Genomic DNA, 16,871 nt, shown 5'->3' with positions numbered 1-16,871 from the left:
TCACGCAACCAAAGACTTTTGAGGAAGCCTACCAAGCCGTCGAGGAATACATCACCTTCTACAACCAAGAGCGTTTCCAGAAAAAATTGGGCGACTTTTCCCCTGTTGAGCATCGGGAAAAAGTCGCCGCATAACCGTTCTTTTTTCATTGTCTACTTGACGGGGTCAAGACCACTTTGGCATGCTTTATGAATCCGGAAGAATCTGTTCCAATCCCCTGACCATTCCCTCCAACCGCTGTAAAACTCGGTCGTAACTGGCGGGATCTATCTGTTCTGATAGCACCTCCAAGAGAGGGTCGTAATAGGATTGTACGTCTTCACCCATCTTCTGTTTCAATCGATCCACGGCTTCCCGCCACTCTTGCCCATAATACTCGATCCAGCGCAACTTCTCTTCCTCTAGATAGGCATCCACCGCTTTTTCCAACTCCGGTTTCATCCGTTCCCGCATCCGCGCTCTTCCGTTATTTTCAAGGAAATCCCGACTGTTTTTAAAAACGGTTGCTGCTTTTTTGAAGGAATCCACATCCAGCTCTGGAAAAGGCTCTCTCCACCTGGGGGAATCGACGGAGGGAAAGGTATTCGGTCCTGGCGGCAGACTTTCGTTCAGCTTCCGATAAGCGTCACCCATGGATCCCGCATGTTCTTCCAGCCTTCGCCCTATCCAACGATCCACCCGGAGTGAAGTGGCCCGCAATTCCTGCAACAATTCGTAGCGCAGGAATTCTATAATCTCCCGCATGCAACTGCGAATTCTTTCTTTGATCCGGCTCCCCTCACTCAACACGGAAGGGTGAAAAATCTCGACAAAGACATCCTGGTAGCGGAGAAAAAGACGCTGTCTCACATAGTACAGAAGCTCTTCAATCTCCCGCCCCAGCACATGTGCATCGGTACGGGGATCCAACTCAGACAGGATCTGAAGCACCTGTTGTCGCTCTTTGACATAGGCAACCCTTCGTTCTCTTTTCTCCTCATTCCCCTGCCGGGCATCCTCCGACAATCTTTTCAGGATCGCCTGGGCCCGTTTTAGATCCGATGTCATCCCGTGGAGAGAAACCGACATCAGATCCACATTCAGAAACTGTGCAAAGGCCTGTTCAAAGGCATCCATCCCAGAACCTGCTGGCGATGGTCCCCGCTCTCCCCCTTGTGTGGCCAATAGACTGGAAACCGCAAATAGGCGGGGATGACGAATCCCATATCCCAGCAATTGCTCCCGGAGATAAGCGATCACATCCTCCATCTCTTCCCTGGAGGCAGCCAGATCAGCAGCATTCATGACAAAGAACATTTTATCCATGGCAAAGGCATCTTTCACCCGTCCCAGTTGGATGAGGAACTCACGGTCCGCCCGGGAAAAAGCATGATTGTAATAAGTGACGAACAAAACCGCATCCGCCTCCTTGATATAGCGGAAGGCAGTCTCTGTATGACGGGCATGGATGGAGTCCGCCCCCGGCGTATCCACCAGGGTGATTCCCTGGCGGGTGAGAGGGCAGTCAAAATATAGTTCTGCCAACTCGACAAAACAGGAGCGGGATTCCATCGCCACGTACTGGCCAAAATCCTCCAGAGACATGCGACGGGTGTTCCCCAGATCCCCGGACACCTCCTCGTATCCCTGAGCCACGGCCCGCAGAAATGGCAGAACTGTCTTCTGCCCAGGATCCTCCGGTTCCGGCAGAGACCTCCACTCCCGGGTCGCCTTCACTGCCTCTGCCAAGGAGGAGACTTCCTTGCCGAACCGACTCCAAGCCTGTTTCAGTTCCTCCAACAAATCCGTCTCTCTCTTGAATCGGATCACGACTTCTCCATGGGCATGATCTGAATCCGGAGCCGTGATTCGATTGATGGCAGCCGTGGTTGGATGAGGAGAAACCGGGAGGACGTTCTCCCCCATCAAGGCATTGGCAAAGGAGGATTTTCCCGCACTGAAAGCTCCAAACAAGGCCACCGTGAAGCGCCGGTTCTCCACCCGCTTCCGCTTCTCCTCCAGTTCCCGTCGGATCGGAGCCAACGCCCGCACAGCGGATATCTCCGTCTCCGCTTCACAGATGTGGCGAAGCGCCTCTTCTGTATGATCTCGGGCAGAGAGAGTCGAACCCGAGTTTAGCGTCTCCAGTTCCACCGAAGCAGGGTTGTCAAAGTCGAGATTTTGGAGCAGGGGATCTGAGGAGAGGATCGGTTCCTCCTCGCGCAAGAGGGCATCTATCGCCACTTTGTCCACTTCTGGTTCCTGCTCACCTGCCAGGACTTGCTGCAACTGTCGGGAATGGAGTTGCTCTTCCTGCAAGATTTGACCGATCTCCACAGCGGACTCCCACAACCTCCGCAATCGGGTCTCTTCTGCCTCTACCTCGGCTAATTCCTCCTGAATCCGTTCCAATAGCAGCGTAGACATCGAATCAAAATATTCTTTTGCTTGCTGTCGTGCCTCCCGTTTGATCCGCTCGGCCAAGTCCCCAGTGTACTTGAGCAGATAATCCCCGGTGAGTCCAGCCCCTTCCCGGACCGTCTCCCTCAACCCATTCAGCTCCAAGGGGCTCTCCAACGCGTAGACAGCTTCCCCTCTTTCCTCCGTGTACACCCCCTTCGCCTTTAAATAACGGATCAAATACTGTTTGATATGAACGTCCAACTGGGTATCCACCGTCTGTTTCAGTTTGTCATAAAAGGTGCGAAAACGACGTTCTTTCTCCTTCGCCGTCTTTCCTCCCGAGAAAATCCAGCCCACCCGGAACCGGGTCAGTACAGTTTCCAAATAAAGTTGTGCCAGCTCCCGGTTTTCATAAGGCATCAGATACGCATTAGCAAGAATTTCTTCCAAACCTTTGAGAAACTCCGTCTCCATCCCGTCCCGCTCTCGAAGCAGCCGTTGCCTCTCTTCCCGATTCAGCTCCAGTTTACCCTCTAGCTCTTCCAAGGACGGGATTTCGCCTCCCCAGCGATCTATCTGCTCCTGAATGGTGGCTTGATTCCGCTCCTTCAGGTCCGACAGATGTTCCCTCATCAAGTGAGCTGCCTCTCGGTGGATGCTCTCCTCTGCCAGCCTCTCCCGCTCCCCGATCAGCTCCTGAAGTTTCTTCTTTAGAACAGGCAACTGGTTCAAGGGATGACTCGGTTGCTTTAGGGAAGTGTATAGGATTCCCTCCGGTTTCAAACCCCAGTTTGCAAAGGTCTCCTCCACCCGTTTCCGGTAGTAGTCAAAGGAGAGTTCCTCTTCCTGGTGCTTATCCACCTGATTGATCACCAGCCAGATCCGTTTCCCCCGTTCATTCAGTTCCTTGATGAATCGGAGGTTGACTTCTGATTGCACATGGTTGTAATCCATCACATAAAAGATTACATCCGCCAAGTGAAGGGCTGACTCCGTAACCGCCTGATGGGCATCGTCGGTGGAATCCACCCCCGGTGTGTCCAAGAGAGCAACTCCTTCAGGCAGCGGAGAATCCATCCGATAAATATCGAGTGCGATCACCTCGTCGCCTCGTTTGCACAACCGTTGCAAATCCTCATCGGTATCCTCGCCCTGGAGCAGACGCCGCTCTCCTGAGTGGAGGGTCAGAACCACACGGTTCTCCCCCGCCTGGACTTTCACCACGTTGGCACTAGTGGGAATCGGACTGGTGGGCAACAGATTTTTCCCGTACAATCCGTTGAGCAACGTCGATTTTCCAGCCGAAAAATGACCGCAAAAAGCAATCACAAACTCCCGATCCCGGCTTTTTCGGAGCAAATCCCGAATTTGCTCGGGGTACAGGGAGTCTTCTTTTTCTTTCATCAGGTGATACATCTCTGCCAGTTGATCCGTCATCCCGGATGTAGCGATAGTTTCAGACACCTTTTCCCGTTTCCCCTCTTTGTTCATGATGATGAATCAAGAATACTCTCATGTTAAACCAGAGGGAGCAGGAAAGTAAATCGGCTCCTTCTGCAAAAAAGCCCCGCACCTGTCGGTACGGGGATAAGTAAAGACCAGACCAAAGACTGAAAGGAAATCCGTTTCCTATATCATTATTCGTAGTATAGAAGAATTTTGAGTCCGTTTCGGAAAAAATCAGGGATTTTCTTCAGCGAATCGCAATTTTTTTATCCGAATCCTCCCGGTGTTCTTTGTAATAACGGATCAGGTTGGGCAAGTAAGAAGAGAGGTCGGGACAATGGATCCCTCCCTCAGCCAACACGGAAACCGCCTGGCTGCAATCATACTCAGACTGTTCAGACATATAGGAGATGGATTCCTTCTCCACATTAAAAAATTTTCGGACTAATGGAATAGACATCAACCCATCTGCCATCTTTCCGGGAATGGTGTAAGAGGGGGTCTTTCCACGCAGTTCTTCACAGATCATGCGGTACACCTCTCGGGCAGTATAGGGAGAAGGATCCGTCAGGTGGAAAGTCCGATGGGTAGCTTTTTCCGCATGAGCCAGGTAAACCGTCGCTTTCAAGATATAGTCCACGGGAACGATGTTGAATGGATTGTCCCCTTTTCCCACATAGGGAACGGGCAGATTCCTCATCCCATCCAGAAAACGCATCACAAAATACGGTCCGTCAAACTTGACCGTCTCCCCCGTTTGGGAATCACCTACCACTACCCCAGGGCGGATGATCGTATAGGGAACCTCCTGCAGAGCGGCCACCCGCTTTTCCGCTTCAAATTTCGTCGCCTCGTAGTGATTTTTAAAGCCCTGTCCACAGTCCAACTCATCCTCTTTGACGATTCCAGTTCGATCGCCGGAAACATACGCCGTGCTGAAATAGATATACCGTTTCAAGTGGTTCAGAGTGCCAACAAACCGGTTAACCTGCTCCGTCCCCGTCACATTGACTGTATAGGCCAAATCTTTGGGAACCGCCAGGTCATAAATCGCTGCCAAATGAAAGAAGTGAGTGATGCTCTCCCTCAGTATAGGCAATTCTTCCACCGACAACCCCAGATCTTCCTGGGTGATGTCCCCCACCAGGAGACGAACCCGCTCCTCCCTTTTCGTCAACTCCCGCGCCTTCTCCAACTGACTCGGATGAACGAGAAAGACAAAGGAAGCAGCAGGATCCCTCTCAGCCAGGGCACGGAACAGACGCCCGGCAATAAACCCTGGGTAGCCTGTCATCATATATTGACTGCTCATGAACCATTCCTCCTTTGCACGAGTTAAAAGATAGGCTCCCTTCTGGAAATCTTAATACTGTAAGCGCTTTAATGCAATATATTTTGATATTTCGGTATATTATGCAACCCTTTTTCCAACATTTGTAGATCATAATCGAATGTACGTTCGTGTATGATGATGCCAAGAGGTGATGGAAGAGTGAACCCTTTGCAACGTGGCAACAAACTATGGGAAGGACACCGGATGATCCTTCCTGAGCATGAACACCACTTGTGGCAAGAACGGCGCCGACAGGAAGAATATCGCCCTCCTGAGCTAGATCCCGATGCTTTGGAAGCGATCGGGCGCACTATTGAGCGTTCCTTCCTGGACCGGGAGCCGGTCCGGATCACCTATGCCAGCAAATACGGACCCCGGAGAACCGGCGGAACCGTGCTTAAAATCAATCCTATCGAAAGGTGGATTCTCCTCGGCAATGACGAAGAGCGCCAACTCATCCCCTTCCCCCTCATTCTGGATGCGGAAGAGGTTTGACCTTCATATGAAAAAGAAGCTGGAGGAGAACCGGCGTCGGCGGAGAAATAACAGGTGTTCACGACCTGACACTTTCAAACCTGTTAAAAAGCTCCAACATTCGGTGGCAGACTTTTCAGCGTGGAAAGGAGAACAAAAATGAAGGGACGGGGATGGTGGGACGGTACCATACCTAACCGACATGGAGTTGAAATAATGCTACTGAAAAACTACCTGAACACCCACTTTCCTTCACTACCTTTGCGACCACCTCTTTTCTATAACTGGAAGATCGGCATCCGATTTGAGTTGGGAGACCTCGAAGAAGAACTGAAGAATATATGAAACGTCAGGGCTGTTGATTAGCCATATTTTGGGTAGGGAGATCGTGTTCACCCACGCGACCGTTGCCATCCGGCAAGGAAGTGAAAACTGGCCGCTCCAAATCTTCCGATCGGGCAGGGGCAAAGCCTTACGGAAGTAACACAGGGAAGATGTTGCCCCTAAACGCCCTCCCTTCAGATTCTCCGCTGGGTAGGATGGCAAAGGTCGCTTTGGCAGCACACGACTCCCTTCCGCTACCCATTTTCTGGTTAATCAACAGCCCTGATGAAACGTGTATATCATCGGGCGATCACTCTCTTCAGGGAATTGCACCCAGAAGCGGACGATTTGATACTGGTCGCCAACGTCCGCCATGCCAATGAAAAAAATCTCTTGAACCGGAGAAAATTGAAAATATTTAATCACAGGGCTGTTGATGAACCATAAAGTGGATGATGGGAACGAAACGGCCCTTTCGCTCTCCCCATTGCCTCCATCATAAAATATCGCTTTGAGGGGACGGGGATGGTGGGACGGCTCCGATCTCTTGCAAAGAGCGCAAAGGCTCTTCACCATCCACCATCCCGACCTTATTTTCTGCCTAAAATATGGCTAATCAACACGCCTGATTTAATCACTATGTCAACCGAAAAGAGGTTCTGTATCGGTTAAAGCATCAGATCATTCTGCCGAAGTTTATGATATGGGGATCAAACCCTTGATCCATCACGATATTTTCTTTGTGAATACCTCCAAGAACACCATTTTCCACATCTATGACGACCGAGGCTGTGATATAATCGCCACTTCCACAGAATCCATTCGCCATTCGTTTGATCGCTACCATGGTTGGATCTTGGGCTATGATCTGGCGACAATTGAGAAGGTTTTCAAATAGATGCGATGGTGCGGAAGTCGGTCCCAAGAGCGAGCCCTGGAGAAAAATATGATTCAAAATCTATTGCGGGTAATCTAGATCACACTCCCGTTGAAAGGTTTTCAGAAAATAAATCATGAATTCATGCCTCTCTTCTGCCATGACCCTGGCTGTGGCTGTATTCATCCGCTCCTTCAACAAAAGGAGCTTTTCATAAAAGTGATTGATGGTGGTTGTTTGGCTTTGCTTGTACTCTTCAAAAGATCGATGCAGTTTGGGCAATATCCCGGGATTGTAAAGCTCCTGTTGTTTATACCCGCCGTAGGCAAAAGCACGTGCAATCCCCACGGCGCCGATGGCGTCCAAGCGGTCGGCATCTTACACAATCATTCCTTCTTTTGTATTCATGACGGTGGGAGTGCCAGCTCCCTTATAGGATAAATCCCGAATGATTTCACAGACGTGATCGATAACAGTTAAATCCACCTGAAGTCGCTCCAACCAACTCCGTGCCTTTTCCGAACCTGTTTGCTCGTTTCCACCGTAATACTTCCAATCGGCGATATCATGCAATAATGCGGCGAGCTGAATCACATCCATATCGCCCCCTTCCTTCCTGCCGATCCGGATGGAATTCATCCAAACACGCTCCACGTGAAACCAATCGTGGCTGCCATCCTGACCCATCAGTTCTCTTTTGACATAATGGATGGTCTTTTCAATCTCTTGATCCATGGATCCGACCTCACTCTCTTGATAGTTGCGCATCATTCCCCGTTCTGTTACTTTTAAAGCATCGATACATACCAACCCTGTCTTTTTTATATCAATACTATTCTCGAATTGATATGAATGGAAGCGGAGGTGAAACAGATGGAGCTCAGGCAGATTCAATACTTCATCGAGGTGGCCAAACGGGAACACGTCACCGAAGCGGCCAATGCCCTGCATGTGGCCCAATCGGCAGTGAGCCGGCAAATCGCCAATCTGGAAGCGGAATTGGGAGTTCAACTATTGCTTCGGGAAGGGAGAAACGTGCGGCTGACCCCGATCGGACGGATTTTCCAGGAGAATGCAGAAAAGGCCCTCTTGGCTATCGAAAAGGCTCAGGTGGAAATCAAGGAGTTTCTCGATCCAGAACGAGGAACGATCCGACTTGGTTTCCCCAGTAGCATGGCCTCCCATATCCTGCCTCGAGTCATCTCCGCCTTCCGGGCCAAATACCCTCATATCGGATTTCATCTGCGGCAGGGCTCCTCCCGCCAATTGATCCATGACCTCCTCCGTGGCGAAGTAGAGTTAGCCATGGTGGCGCCGGTCCCCACCGATGAGAAAGAGTTTGCAGGCGAGGTCTTTTTCTCAGAAAAACTGGTCGCCCTGCTCCCCATCGGCCACGAACTGTCCGATCAACCTCTCCTGCGTCTGGATCAACTGCGAAATCAGTCCTTCGTCCTGTTTCCCTCAGGATTTGTGTTGAACCGGCTGGTGGTGAATGCTTGTCAACAGATGGGCTTTACCCCCGATATCTCCTTTGAAGGGGAAGATATCGATGCCATCAAGGGACTGGTCGCCGCTGGACTCGGGGTCACCCTGTTGCCTGAGATCACCCTGCAGGAAAGCATCCCCCGTACCACCGTGAAGATCCCCATCAGCGAGCCGGAATTGACACGCACCGTGGGGATCATCATTCCCAAAAACCGTGAGCTTCCCCCTTCGGAAAAGTTATTTTACCAATTTTTACAAGATTTTTTCGCCAATCTGGACCGCTTTCGGAGCTAGTACCCCCTCAGCGATCATTGTGTGGGAACTCTCAGAAGGAAACAGGATGTGAGGCGGCTCCGATTTCTTGCAAAGAGCGCAAAGGCTCTCCGCCGCCTCATGATCCTGTTCCCCACCTCCTTGAAAAGCAAGATCAAGGTTGCTTAAAGCGGCACTAGGAATCTAGTGAAAATGCATGCCCAGAGCCGCCACCCGTTCTCGCCATAAGTGAAGGCAGGGTTTCTATGATAGGTTTCCTCCGTCCATGAAAAAGATGAGGTGCCCATCCTCTTCCTATGATTTAATAGAGCAGGAGAGATGATTCTCCCATGAACTAATCATTTTTCGGATCGGAGGGTAAAAAATGGCCTTTGTATTGCCTCAAGATTGGCAGCAAGTGTTGGCGGAAGAGTTGAAACAGCCCTATCTACTGGAATTGAAGTCGTTTTTGGAGAATGAGCGAAAACAACATTCGATCTATCCACCAGAGGAGGATCTGTTCTCCGCCTTGGCGTGGACACCCTATGATCAGGTGAAGGTACTGTTACTTGGACAGGACCCCTATCACAACGACGGCCAAGCCCACGGACTCTCCTTTTCCGTACGCCCTGGGGTATCACTGCCCCCTTCGCTAAAAAATATGTTCAAAGAGTTGCAAGAAGATCTAGGTCACCCTGCCCCCAACCATGGGCATCTGGTCCCCTGGGCTCGCCAGGGAGTCTTAATGCTGAACACCGTCTTGACCGTGCGGGCACATGAACCCAATTCCCATAAAAACAAAGGATGGGAAACCTTTACCGATGCTGTGATCCGCAAGGTGAATGAGAAATCCGAGCGAGTCGTCTTCGTGTTATGGGGAAATCACGCTAAAAAGAAGAAAAAATGGATCGATACCAGCCGACATGCCATCATCGAATCGGCCCATCCTTCCCCTTTGTCTGCCAAACGGGGATTCTTCGGCAGTCGCCCCTTCTCCGCCATCAACCGGTCCTTGGAGGAGGCGGGACTGGAAGCGATTGACTGGCGCATCCCGGATATTTAAACCAAGTGGGAAGCCCTGCCGATACTCGATTTGACAGATCTATCACTCCGATGTCATAATGATACAAATTGAACTGGATGATCTGTAAAACGCGATGACGGAGGCCAGTACGACCGGCTGATCGCCCAGAGAGCAGAACCCACTGGCTGAGAGGTTCTGTCGGAAAGCCGGTCTGAACCCACCTCTCGATGCGGGCGGCGACAAGCCGAAACGGTCCCCCTGACCGTTATTTCCGGGCAACGACTGTTTTGTTGCAGTCGCATGAGGTGGGCACAACTGTCAACCAAGGTGGTACCGCGGAAGAACACACTCCCTTTCGTCCTTGAACGGAAGGGAGTGTGTTCTTTTTATCAGGCGTGTTGATTATCCATATTTTGGGTAGGAAATCAGGTCGGGAGGGTGGGGCGGCTGCGATCTCTTGCAAAGAGCGCAAAGGCTCTTTACCGTCCCACCCCATCCCCGTCCCCTCAAGCAATAATTTACGATAGGGGCAATTGGAAGAGCGAAAGGATCAATTTTGTTTCCTCCACCCACTTTATGGTTAATCAACAGTCCTGTCTTTTTATAACAGGAGGCAAGAACGAACATGAACCATCCGACTGTCCTTGTCAAAATCGGTACTTCGTCCCTGACAGATGACTCTGGAAAACTGAATCCAGCGGCTTTACAGGCTCATGTGGAGGCTCTCACCCGGCTCAAACAGTCCGGCTTCCGGGTCGTCCTCGTCTCATCGGGAGCCATCGCTGCCGGCTTTCATGAGCTCGGTTTGGCTCACCGTCCCCACTCCTTGGCGGGGAAACAGGCAGCCGCTGCCACCGGGCAGGGACACTTGGTACAGCGTTACCGCGAAGCATTTTCCGCCCACGGGGAAATCTGCTCTCAGGTTCTCCTGACGCGAAACGACTTTGATCATCGCATCCGCTTTCTGAATGCACTCAACACCCTTCAATTCCTCTTGGAGCGGGGTATGATTCCTGTGATCAACGAAAACGATTCGGTTGCCGTGGACGAAATCCGCTGGGGAGACAATGATATCCTGGCTACGTTGGTGGCCGGTCTGTTGCAGGCCGACTGGCTGCTGTTCGTCACCAACACCGACGGACTCTACACCGCCAATCCTCTGGATCATCCAGAAGCAGAAAAAATCCGCCGACTCCATCCCCTGGACCGATCCCTACCCGCTCAGGTAGATCGCAGCAAATCCTCCCTGGGCAGCGGTGGTATGAGTTCCAAACTGATCGCCGCCCGCAAGGCGGCCCGCGCCGGCATCCAAGTCTATATTGGCACGGCAAGTGAAAACCCTGACTGGATGCTGGATGTCGTGAATGAACGGGGGAGCGGAACCTATATGGAGCCACAGCCCCGCCGAGCCAGTCGTAAGGAACAATGGATCGTCGCCCATTCCCGCCCTCGGGGATCTTTGCACGTGGATGAAGGCGCCGCCCAGGCCTTGATGGAAAAAAGGAAAAGTTTGTTGCCCTGCGGAATCCTAGCCGTAAACGGAAGCTTTGAATCAGGAGAGATCGTGGAGGTGATCGGTCCTCAAGGACATCCGCTGGGCCGGGGGATCACCCGTTTCTCCGCTCCATGTCTCCAGCGAGTCAAGGGATGGAGAACCTGGGAAATCTCCCGGCTGGTCCCGAACCACCCGGAAGAAGTGATTCACCGAAACGATTGGGTGCCCGCTTCATCAACCATCTCTTCCCAGGAGGTCTCCCCATGATGAACTCCATTCAAAAACAAGCGGCAACAGCCCGTTCCGCTTCGAAAAATCTGGCTATCGCATCCGCAGAACAGAAAAACGAATCCCTTTATGCCATCGCTCGCGCATTGCGCCATCGGAAGGCGCTGATCCTGGAACAAAACCAGGAAGATCTAAACGCAGGAGCGAAGGCCGGCCTCTCCAACGCCCTGATGGACCGGCTAAGATTGACAGAACCACGGCTGGAAGCGATGGCTGCAGGTTTAGAAATGTTGACCCGCCTGCCGGAACCCATTGGCGAAATCCTGGAAGTCACTGATGGGGAGAAGAATCTGCGCATCGAGAAAATCCGGGTCCCCTTGGGAGTGGTAGGGATGATCTATGAAGCCCGCCCCAATGTCACCGTGGATGCCTCAGGACTCACTCTGAAATCAGGAAATGCTGTCATCCTGCGTGGAAGTTCCTCCGCTCTCCGTTCCAACGCCGTCTTGGTGGACGTCATCCGCGAAGCCTTGGCGGACACCTCCCTGCCCCCAGAGGCGGTGCAATTGGTGACGGATCCCCGTCGGGAAACCGTCCGGGATCTGATCACCTGCAAAGAGGGGATCGATGTAGTCATCCCCCGCGGCGGTCCCAGTCTGATCCAGCGGGTAGTCCGGGAGGCCACGGTTCCGGTATTGGAGACAGGAGCGGGTAACTGTCATATCTATGTGGATCGGACAGCTGATCCCGAGATGGCTCGCAACATTGTGACCAACGCCAAAACCGACCGTCCCGGTGTCTGCAATACCACTGAGACCCTCCTCGTCCATCGCGAGTGGGCGGAGAAGCATTTAGCGAAACTGTGTGAAGGGCTGACTCTGCAACAAGTGGAAATCCGGGGATGCTCCCGGACTCAAGGAATTTTCCCGCAGGCGATTCCGGCCACATCGACGGATTGGGAGACAGAGTATTTAGGGCCGGTGTTGGCGGTAAAGGTGGTCGACTCCCTTGAAGAAGCCATGGAACACATCGATCGCTACGGCACCGGCCACTCTGAAGCCATCATCGCCGAAGACGATGTTTCCGCTCGCCGTTTTCTGCAGGGCATCGACGCCGCAGCGGTCTATCACAACGCCTCCACCCGCTTTACCGATGGATCCCAGTTCGGCATGGGGGCAGAGATCGGGATCAGCACCCAAAAGCTCCATGCCAGGGGTCCCATGGGCTTGCGGGAACTGACTTCCTACAAATACCGGATTCACGGTACCGGGCAAGTGCGTTAAACAATATTTAGGCAGGGGCGATAACGCCCCTGCCTAAATCATCATCCCAAGCTCAGGGCTGTTGATTAACCAATAAATGGGGGAAGAAAACTAAATCGACCTTTCGCTCTTCCCATTGTCCCATCGTGAAATATTGCTTGAGGGGACCTTATTTCCTGCCACCTAAAATATGGTTAATCAACACACCTGTCTCAAGCTCCATTTAACGTTCTGAGACAATGTGAACGTCCACCGTTTGTAAGTCTTTCATAATAACATTGATTAGAGAACCTTTCCATATTTCCTCCCAGCGCGTCTGGGCTGACTGACCCATAATGATTTGTGTGATCTGATTCTGACGGCACACATGAACTATCTCTGGAGCGATATGTCGAGAGCCGGCTTCCTTCAGCAAAAATTCCGCGTTAAACTGAGATGCGAGCATCTTCCATTCTACTATTTTCTTCTCGACCCTTTTTGCTTTGACGGTTCGCGAGAGAATATGGAGAATATAAAGCTTCGCCCCCAACCGATTGGCGATCCGCCAACCCCGCCGAATCAGCTTCTCGGCATTTGGTCGATACTGAATGCAGACTAGGATCCGCTCTTGAACTCCGGCAGGTTCTTCAATGCCCTCATCGGTTCGCTCCTTCGTCAGCTGTTCATCGATATCATCCGCCACTTCCCGCAGGGCCAGCTCCCGAAGTGCCACCAGATTCCCTTTTTTAAAAAAATGGTGGAGAGCCTGTTCAATTTTATCTCGCGTATAGATGTCGCCTTCCTGTAAGCGTTCCCGCAGAGTTTCGGGACTCACATCAATCAGCTTGATCTCGTCTGCTTTACTCAACACCGAATCAGGCACCCGTTCGTTGACTGCGACACCAGTGATTTTTTGTATGATGTCCCGGACGCTCTCCAGGTGCTGAATGTTCATAGCCGTCCAGACGTGGATGCCCGCCTTTATAATCTCATTTACATCTTGGTATCTTTTTCGGTTACGCGAACCGGGCACATTGGTATGTGCCAATTCATCGATCACCACCACTTCCGGGTTGCGAGCGATGATCCCCTCTACATCCAATTCCTCTAACTCATTTCCCTTGTATGGGATCTTTTTTTTCGGGAGCACTTCCAGATCGCCCAGTTGGTCTGCTGTTTTCTTTCGCCCGTGATATTCAATCAGACCGACAACGATATCCACTCCTTTTCGATGAAGCTCATTGGCTTCTTGGAGCATAGTGAATGTTTTTCCCACTCCCGGCGCAGCACCTACATACACTTTGAGACGTCCCTGCTTCATTTTTTCGATCTGGGCCAGAATCTCCTCTGGGCTGAGGCGACGATATTTTTGTCCGTTGGTCACCACCATGCAGGACCACTCCCTCTATTTCATCCTTCCGTTCACAGCCAAATTCAGCTTTAGCACGTTGACCCGAGGTTCGCCAAAAATGCCCCACTCCTTCCCCTCGGTGTTCAAATCGATTAGAGACGCTAACTCCTGTTTGGAAAGACCTGACGCCTTTGCAACCCTGGGGATCTGGAAACGGGCTGCTTCCGGGCTGATATGGGGATCCAAACCGGAGGCAGAGTTGGTTATCAGGTCGAGGGGAATATCCTCCTTCCTCGTTCCCGGATCCTCTTTCAATAGTTGATCCACAGTCTTCTGTGTCCGATCAATCATCGTCTTGTTTGAGGGGGCATAGTTATTGGAGCCAGAGTTGACCGCATCATATTCGATGGAAGAGATGCGGCCATGGAAGTACTCATCTCCTGTGAAATTTTGTCCAACCAACTTTGAACCGACGACCTTTCCGTTCTCATTCTTGATGATACTTCCCTCCGCCTGCTCAGGAAAAAGGAGTTGGGAAATTCCTGTCATCAACAGTGGATAACCTAATCCACACAGCAATATCAACAAGAGGGACAAGCGAACATATTTCATTTTCCTATCACCTTGATTCCTCAGCCGCTACGGGCTGATATTTGGGGTCAGACGTGTTGATCAGCCATACTTTAGGTAGGAATTCAGGTCGGGATGGTGGGACGGTGAAGAACCTTTGCGTTCTTTGCAAGAGATCGTAGCCGTCCCACCCTCCCCGTCCCCTCAAGCCATATTTCACGATGGGCAATGGGAGGAGCAAAAGATCGATTTAGTTGGTTAATCAACGGCCCTGATTTGGGCTATATCTTTGTTGCACTGGGAAACCCGGGTCCTCTCACAGGAAGACTTCCAGGATCATATCGATGATTTTGATTCCCACAAAGGGCACAATCACTCCCCCGAAACCGTAAATCAAGAGGTTGCGACGCAACAGTTGAACAGCAGGTAACGGTTTGTAGGCAACCCCTTTCATCGCCAAGGGGATCAATAACGGAATGATCACCGCATTGAAGATCAGGGCCGACAGGATGGCACTGGTCGGTGAATGCAAACCCATAAAATTGAGGGTTTCCATTTGCGGAATCGCCAGGGTGAAAATTGCCGGAATGATGGCGAAGTATTTGGCGATATCGTTGGCCATACTGAAAGTCGTTAGCGCCCCCCGCGTCATCAAGAGTTGCTTGCCGATTCCGACCACGTCGATAATCTTGGAGGGATCCGAATCAAGATCCACCATGTTAGCTGCTTCTTTAGCGGCAACAGTACCGCTGTTCATGGCCAAACCGACATCAGCTTGAGCGAGAGCTGGAGCGTCGTTAGTTCCATCTCCGGTCATGGCCACCAGCTTCCCCTGCTCCTGCTCCTCTCGAATCACACGGATCTTGTCCTCGGGAGTGCTCTCAGCGATAAAATCATCCACCCCCGCCTCCTTGGCGATCGTCGATGCGGTCAGCGGGTTATCCCCAGTGCACATGATCGTTCGAATCCCCATGTGACGCAATTGATTGAAGCGTTCCTTCATGCCAGGTTTCACCGTATCTTTCAGATAGATGAGACCGAGGATCTCCTTCCCGATGGCGACAGCCAGGGGAGTGCCTCCCATGCGGGCGATACGATCCGCTTGTTCATCCAGATCCGCGGGGGGCTGACCCCCTTTTTCTTTGACATACCGTTTCACAGCATCGACAGATCCTTTACGGTAGGATTCTCCTTTGATATTCATTCCGCTCATTCGTGTATCCGCGGTAAATGGAATAAATTCCGCCTCCCCATACCGAGAGGAATCGATCTGCAGTCCCTGCTCCGAAGCCAATTCTAAAACGGAACGTCCTTCTGGTGTTTCGTCCTGAATGGAAGCCATCACCGCAGCTTCCCGGACATCCTCTTCTTTACGAGAGCCTACCGGAATAAATTCTGCTGCCATCCGATTGCCGAAAGTAATCGTACCTGTTTTGTCCAGGATCATCGTGTGGATGTCACCAGCTGCCTCGACCGCCTTTCCTGACATCGCCAACACATTGAAGCGGGTCACCCGGTCCATTCCGGCGATCCCGATCGCGGAGAGCAACGCCCCGATCGTGGTCGGGATTAGACAGACTAACAGAGCAATCAAGGTGGCGATTTCCAATTGAACACCAACATAATTTGCAATGGGTACCAGGGTGACCACTACGATCAGAAAGATCGCCGTCAACGTTACCAACAGGGTGTTGAGTGCGATTTCATTGGGAGTTTTCTGCCTCCCGGCACCTTCTACCAAAGAGATCATCTGATCCAGGAACGACTCCCCAGGGTTTGCACTGATCCGGACCTTTACGGAGTCGCTAACCACTTTGGTCCCGCCGGTAACAGAGCTGAAATCGCCACCGGCCTCTTTGATCACCGGAGCCGATTCCCCAGTGATCGCTGATTCATCGATGGAGGCAAGTCCTTCAATGATCTCTCCATCACTTGGAACCAGATCACCGGCCTCGACGAGTACAATATCCCCCTTTTTCAGATCGGTGGAAGAAACAATGTGGATGTTCCCCTTATCATCCAATTTACGAGCCTTCGTATCCGTTTTGGTTTTTTTCAGACTCTCCGCCTGCGCTTTGCCACGTCCTTCCGCCAATGCTTCGGCAAAGTTGGCAAAAAGGATGGTGAAGAGAAGGATCGCGAATACAGCGAAATTGAAGCCGGTGTGTCCCTCCATACCAAATAATTCTGGCATGAACACCGTCAGCAAGGTTAGGATGGTCCCGATCTCCACTATAAACATCACCGGGTTATTCATCATCGTGATCGGATTTAATTTGATGAAACTACCGATCAGCGCTTGGCGCAGGATTTTCCCATTCAGCAACGAGGACTTGTTTTTGGGAGAGGACTCAACGCCTTGCGTCCTTATGGAATGATCTCGATCCAT

At 51.6% G+C, this 16,871-nt stretch carries 16 protein-coding genes; 9 read left to right on the top strand and 7 right to left on the bottom strand.

Going from position 1 to position 16,871, the window contains the following annotated elements; genetic code table 11:
* A partial coding sequence (locus JOD24_RS03440; protein ID WP_429246345.1) for an IS3 family transposase occupies positions 1-134 on the top strand: 134 nt, incomplete at its 5' end.
* A gap of 52 nt (positions 135-186) precedes the next feature.
* Here JOD24_RS03440 and JOD24_RS03435 read toward each other — a convergent pair.
* Both JOD24_RS03435 and JOD24_RS03430 read right to left on the bottom strand, forming a co-directional pair.
* The gene (locus tag JOD24_RS03435) at positions 187-3,846 is read right to left on the bottom strand and encodes a dynamin family protein (protein ID WP_429246338.1); all 3,660 of its coding nucleotides are present in this window, start codon (positions 3,844-3,846) and stop codon (positions 187-189) included.
* Positions 3,847-4,075: 229 nt separating this feature from the next.
* A complete protein-coding gene (locus JOD24_RS03430; RefSeq protein ID WP_380167503.1) occupies positions 4,076-5,140 on the bottom strand; it encodes an SDR family oxidoreductase in 1,065 nt (354 codons plus the stop codon).
* A 180-nt stretch (positions 5,141-5,320) separates the two neighbouring features.
* Between JOD24_RS03430 and JOD24_RS03425 the strand changes: the two genes are divergently transcribed.
* The 4 genes from JOD24_RS03425 (at position 5,321) to JOD24_RS03410 (ending at position 6,857) form a co-directional block, all read left to right on the top strand.
* Positions 5,321-5,656, top strand: coding sequence for a YolD-like family protein (locus JOD24_RS03425; RefSeq protein WP_380167505.1), 336 nt, complete (start codon positions 5,321-5,323; stop codon positions 5,654-5,656).
* A gap of 138 nt (positions 5,657-5,794) precedes the next feature.
* Positions 5,795-5,980 (top strand): DUF3885 domain-containing protein, encoded by a 186-nt coding sequence (locus tag JOD24_RS03420; protein WP_429246337.1) that lies wholly within the window; start codon positions 5,795-5,797, stop codon positions 5,978-5,980.
* A 264-nt stretch (positions 5,981-6,244) separates the two neighbouring features.
* Positions 6,245-6,406 (top strand): DUF3885 domain-containing protein, encoded by a 162-nt coding sequence (locus JOD24_RS03415; protein ID WP_429246336.1) that lies wholly within the window; start codon positions 6,245-6,247, stop codon positions 6,404-6,406.
* A 256-nt stretch (positions 6,407-6,662) separates the two neighbouring features.
* A complete protein-coding gene (locus tag JOD24_RS03410; protein ID WP_380167507.1) occupies positions 6,663-6,857 on the top strand; it encodes a DUF3885 domain-containing protein in 195 nt (64 codons plus the stop codon).
* Positions 6,858-6,917: 60 nt separating this feature from the next.
* Here the strand turns inward: JOD24_RS03410 and JOD24_RS03405 are convergent, their stop codons facing one another.
* Both JOD24_RS03405 and JOD24_RS03400 read right to left on the bottom strand, forming a co-directional pair.
* Positions 6,918-7,202, bottom strand: a complete 285-nt coding sequence (locus JOD24_RS03405) for an HD domain-containing protein (RefSeq protein WP_429246335.1) — start codon at positions 7,200-7,202, stop codon at positions 6,918-6,920.
* A gap of 12 nt (positions 7,203-7,214) precedes the next feature.
* Entirely contained in the window at positions 7,215-7,571 is a 357-nt protein-coding gene (locus JOD24_RS03400; protein WP_429246334.1) for an HD domain-containing protein, read from the bottom strand.
* Between the two features lie 138 nt (positions 7,572-7,709).
* Here JOD24_RS03400 and gltC point away from each other — a divergent pair, with 138 nt between their 5' ends.
* From gltC to JOD24_RS03380, 4 genes are all read left to right on the top strand, one after another.
* The gene (gltC, locus tag JOD24_RS03395) at positions 7,710-8,615 is read left to right on the top strand and encodes a glutamate biosynthesis transcriptional regulator GltC (RefSeq protein WP_380167511.1); all 906 of its coding nucleotides are present in this window, start codon (positions 7,710-7,712) and stop codon (positions 8,613-8,615) included.
* A 343-nt stretch (positions 8,616-8,958) separates the two neighbouring features.
* Complete coding sequence (locus tag JOD24_RS03390; RefSeq protein ID WP_380167513.1) at positions 8,959-9,636, top strand: uracil-DNA glycosylase; 678 nt, start codon at positions 8,959-8,961, stop codon at positions 9,634-9,636.
* Positions 9,637-10,222: 586 nt separating this feature from the next.
* Positions 10,223-11,359 (top strand): glutamate 5-kinase, encoded by a 1,137-nt coding sequence (gene proB, locus JOD24_RS03385; protein WP_380167515.1) that lies wholly within the window; start codon positions 10,223-10,225, stop codon positions 11,357-11,359.
* The gene (locus JOD24_RS03380) at positions 11,359-12,603 is read left to right on the top strand and encodes a glutamate-5-semialdehyde dehydrogenase (RefSeq protein WP_380167531.1); all 1,245 of its coding nucleotides are present in this window, start codon (positions 11,359-11,361) and stop codon (positions 12,601-12,603) included. Before proB ends, JOD24_RS03380 begins: the two co-directional genes overlap by 1 nt.
* Positions 12,604-12,805: 202 nt before the next feature.
* On the opposite strand, the gene kdpDN is transcribed toward JOD24_RS03380, so the two are convergent.
* From kdpDN to kdpB, 3 genes are all read right to left on the bottom strand, one after another.
* Positions 12,806-13,951 carry a KdpD-like non-kinase potassium sensor gene (gene kdpDN, locus JOD24_RS03375; protein ID WP_429246333.1) on the bottom strand — a complete coding sequence of 382 codons (1,146 nt, stop codon included), beginning with the start codon at positions 13,949-13,951 and terminating at the stop codon, positions 12,806-12,808.
* Between the two features lie 15 nt (positions 13,952-13,966).
* Positions 13,967-14,524 (bottom strand): potassium-transporting ATPase subunit KdpC, encoded by a 558-nt coding sequence (gene kdpC / locus JOD24_RS03370; protein WP_429246332.1) that lies wholly within the window; start codon positions 14,522-14,524, stop codon positions 13,967-13,969.
* Positions 14,525-14,798: 274 nt separating this feature from the next.
* The gene (gene kdpB / locus JOD24_RS03365) at positions 14,799-16,871 is read right to left on the bottom strand and encodes a potassium-transporting ATPase subunit KdpB (RefSeq protein WP_429246331.1); all 2,073 of its coding nucleotides are present in this window, start codon (positions 16,869-16,871) and stop codon (positions 14,799-14,801) included.

This window comes from Kroppenstedtia sanguinis, assembly GCF_050433445.1.
In the GTDB taxonomy this organism is placed as follows: Bacteria; Bacillota; Bacilli; order Thermoactinomycetales; family DSM-45169; genus Kroppenstedtia; species Kroppenstedtia sanguinis.
Note: the sequence above shows the minus strand (reverse complement) of the source record. Positions and strands in the feature narration are given on the sequence as shown.

Excerpts from the sequence above, each read along its gene's own strand:
- JOD24_RS03390 (WP_380167513.1), top strand. The coding sequence starts at position 8,959 with ATGGCCTTTGTATTGCCTCAAGATTGGCAGCAAGTGTTGGCGGAAGAG.
- JOD24_RS03415 (WP_429246336.1), top strand. The coding sequence starts at position 6,245 with ATGAAACGTGTATATCATCGGGCGATCACTCTCTTCAGGGAATTGCAC.
- kdpDN (WP_429246333.1), bottom strand. The coding sequence starts at position 13,951 with ATGGTGGTGACCAACGGACAAAAATATCGTCGCCTCAGCCCAGAGGAG.
- kdpC (WP_429246332.1), bottom strand. The coding sequence starts at position 14,524 with ATGAAATATGTTCGCTTGTCCCTCTTGTTGATATTGCTGTGTGGATTA.
- JOD24_RS03420 (WP_429246337.1), top strand. The coding sequence starts at position 5,795 with ATGAAGGGACGGGGATGGTGGGACGGTACCATACCTAACCGACATGGA.
- proB (WP_380167515.1), top strand. The coding sequence starts at position 10,223 with ATGAACCATCCGACTGTCCTTGTCAAAATCGGTACTTCGTCCCTGACA.
- JOD24_RS03380 (WP_380167531.1), top strand. The coding sequence starts at position 11,359 with ATGAACTCCATTCAAAAACAAGCGGCAACAGCCCGTTCCGCTTCGAAA.
- JOD24_RS03410 (WP_380167507.1), top strand. The coding sequence starts at position 6,663 with ATGGGGATCAAACCCTTGATCCATCACGATATTTTCTTTGTGAATACC.
- JOD24_RS03430 (WP_380167503.1), bottom strand. The coding sequence starts at position 5,140 with ATGAGCAGTCAATATATGATGACAGGCTACCCAGGGTTTATTGCCGGG.
- kdpB (WP_429246331.1), bottom strand. The coding sequence starts at position 16,871 with ATGGATCGAGATCATTCCATAAGGACGCAAGGCGTTGAGTCCTCTCCC.
- gltC (WP_380167511.1), top strand. The coding sequence starts at position 7,710 with ATGGAGCTCAGGCAGATTCAATACTTCATCGAGGTGGCCAAACGGGAA.
- JOD24_RS03400 (WP_429246334.1), bottom strand. The coding sequence starts at position 7,571 with ATGGATCAAGAGATTGAAAAGACCATCCATTATGTCAAAAGAGAACTG.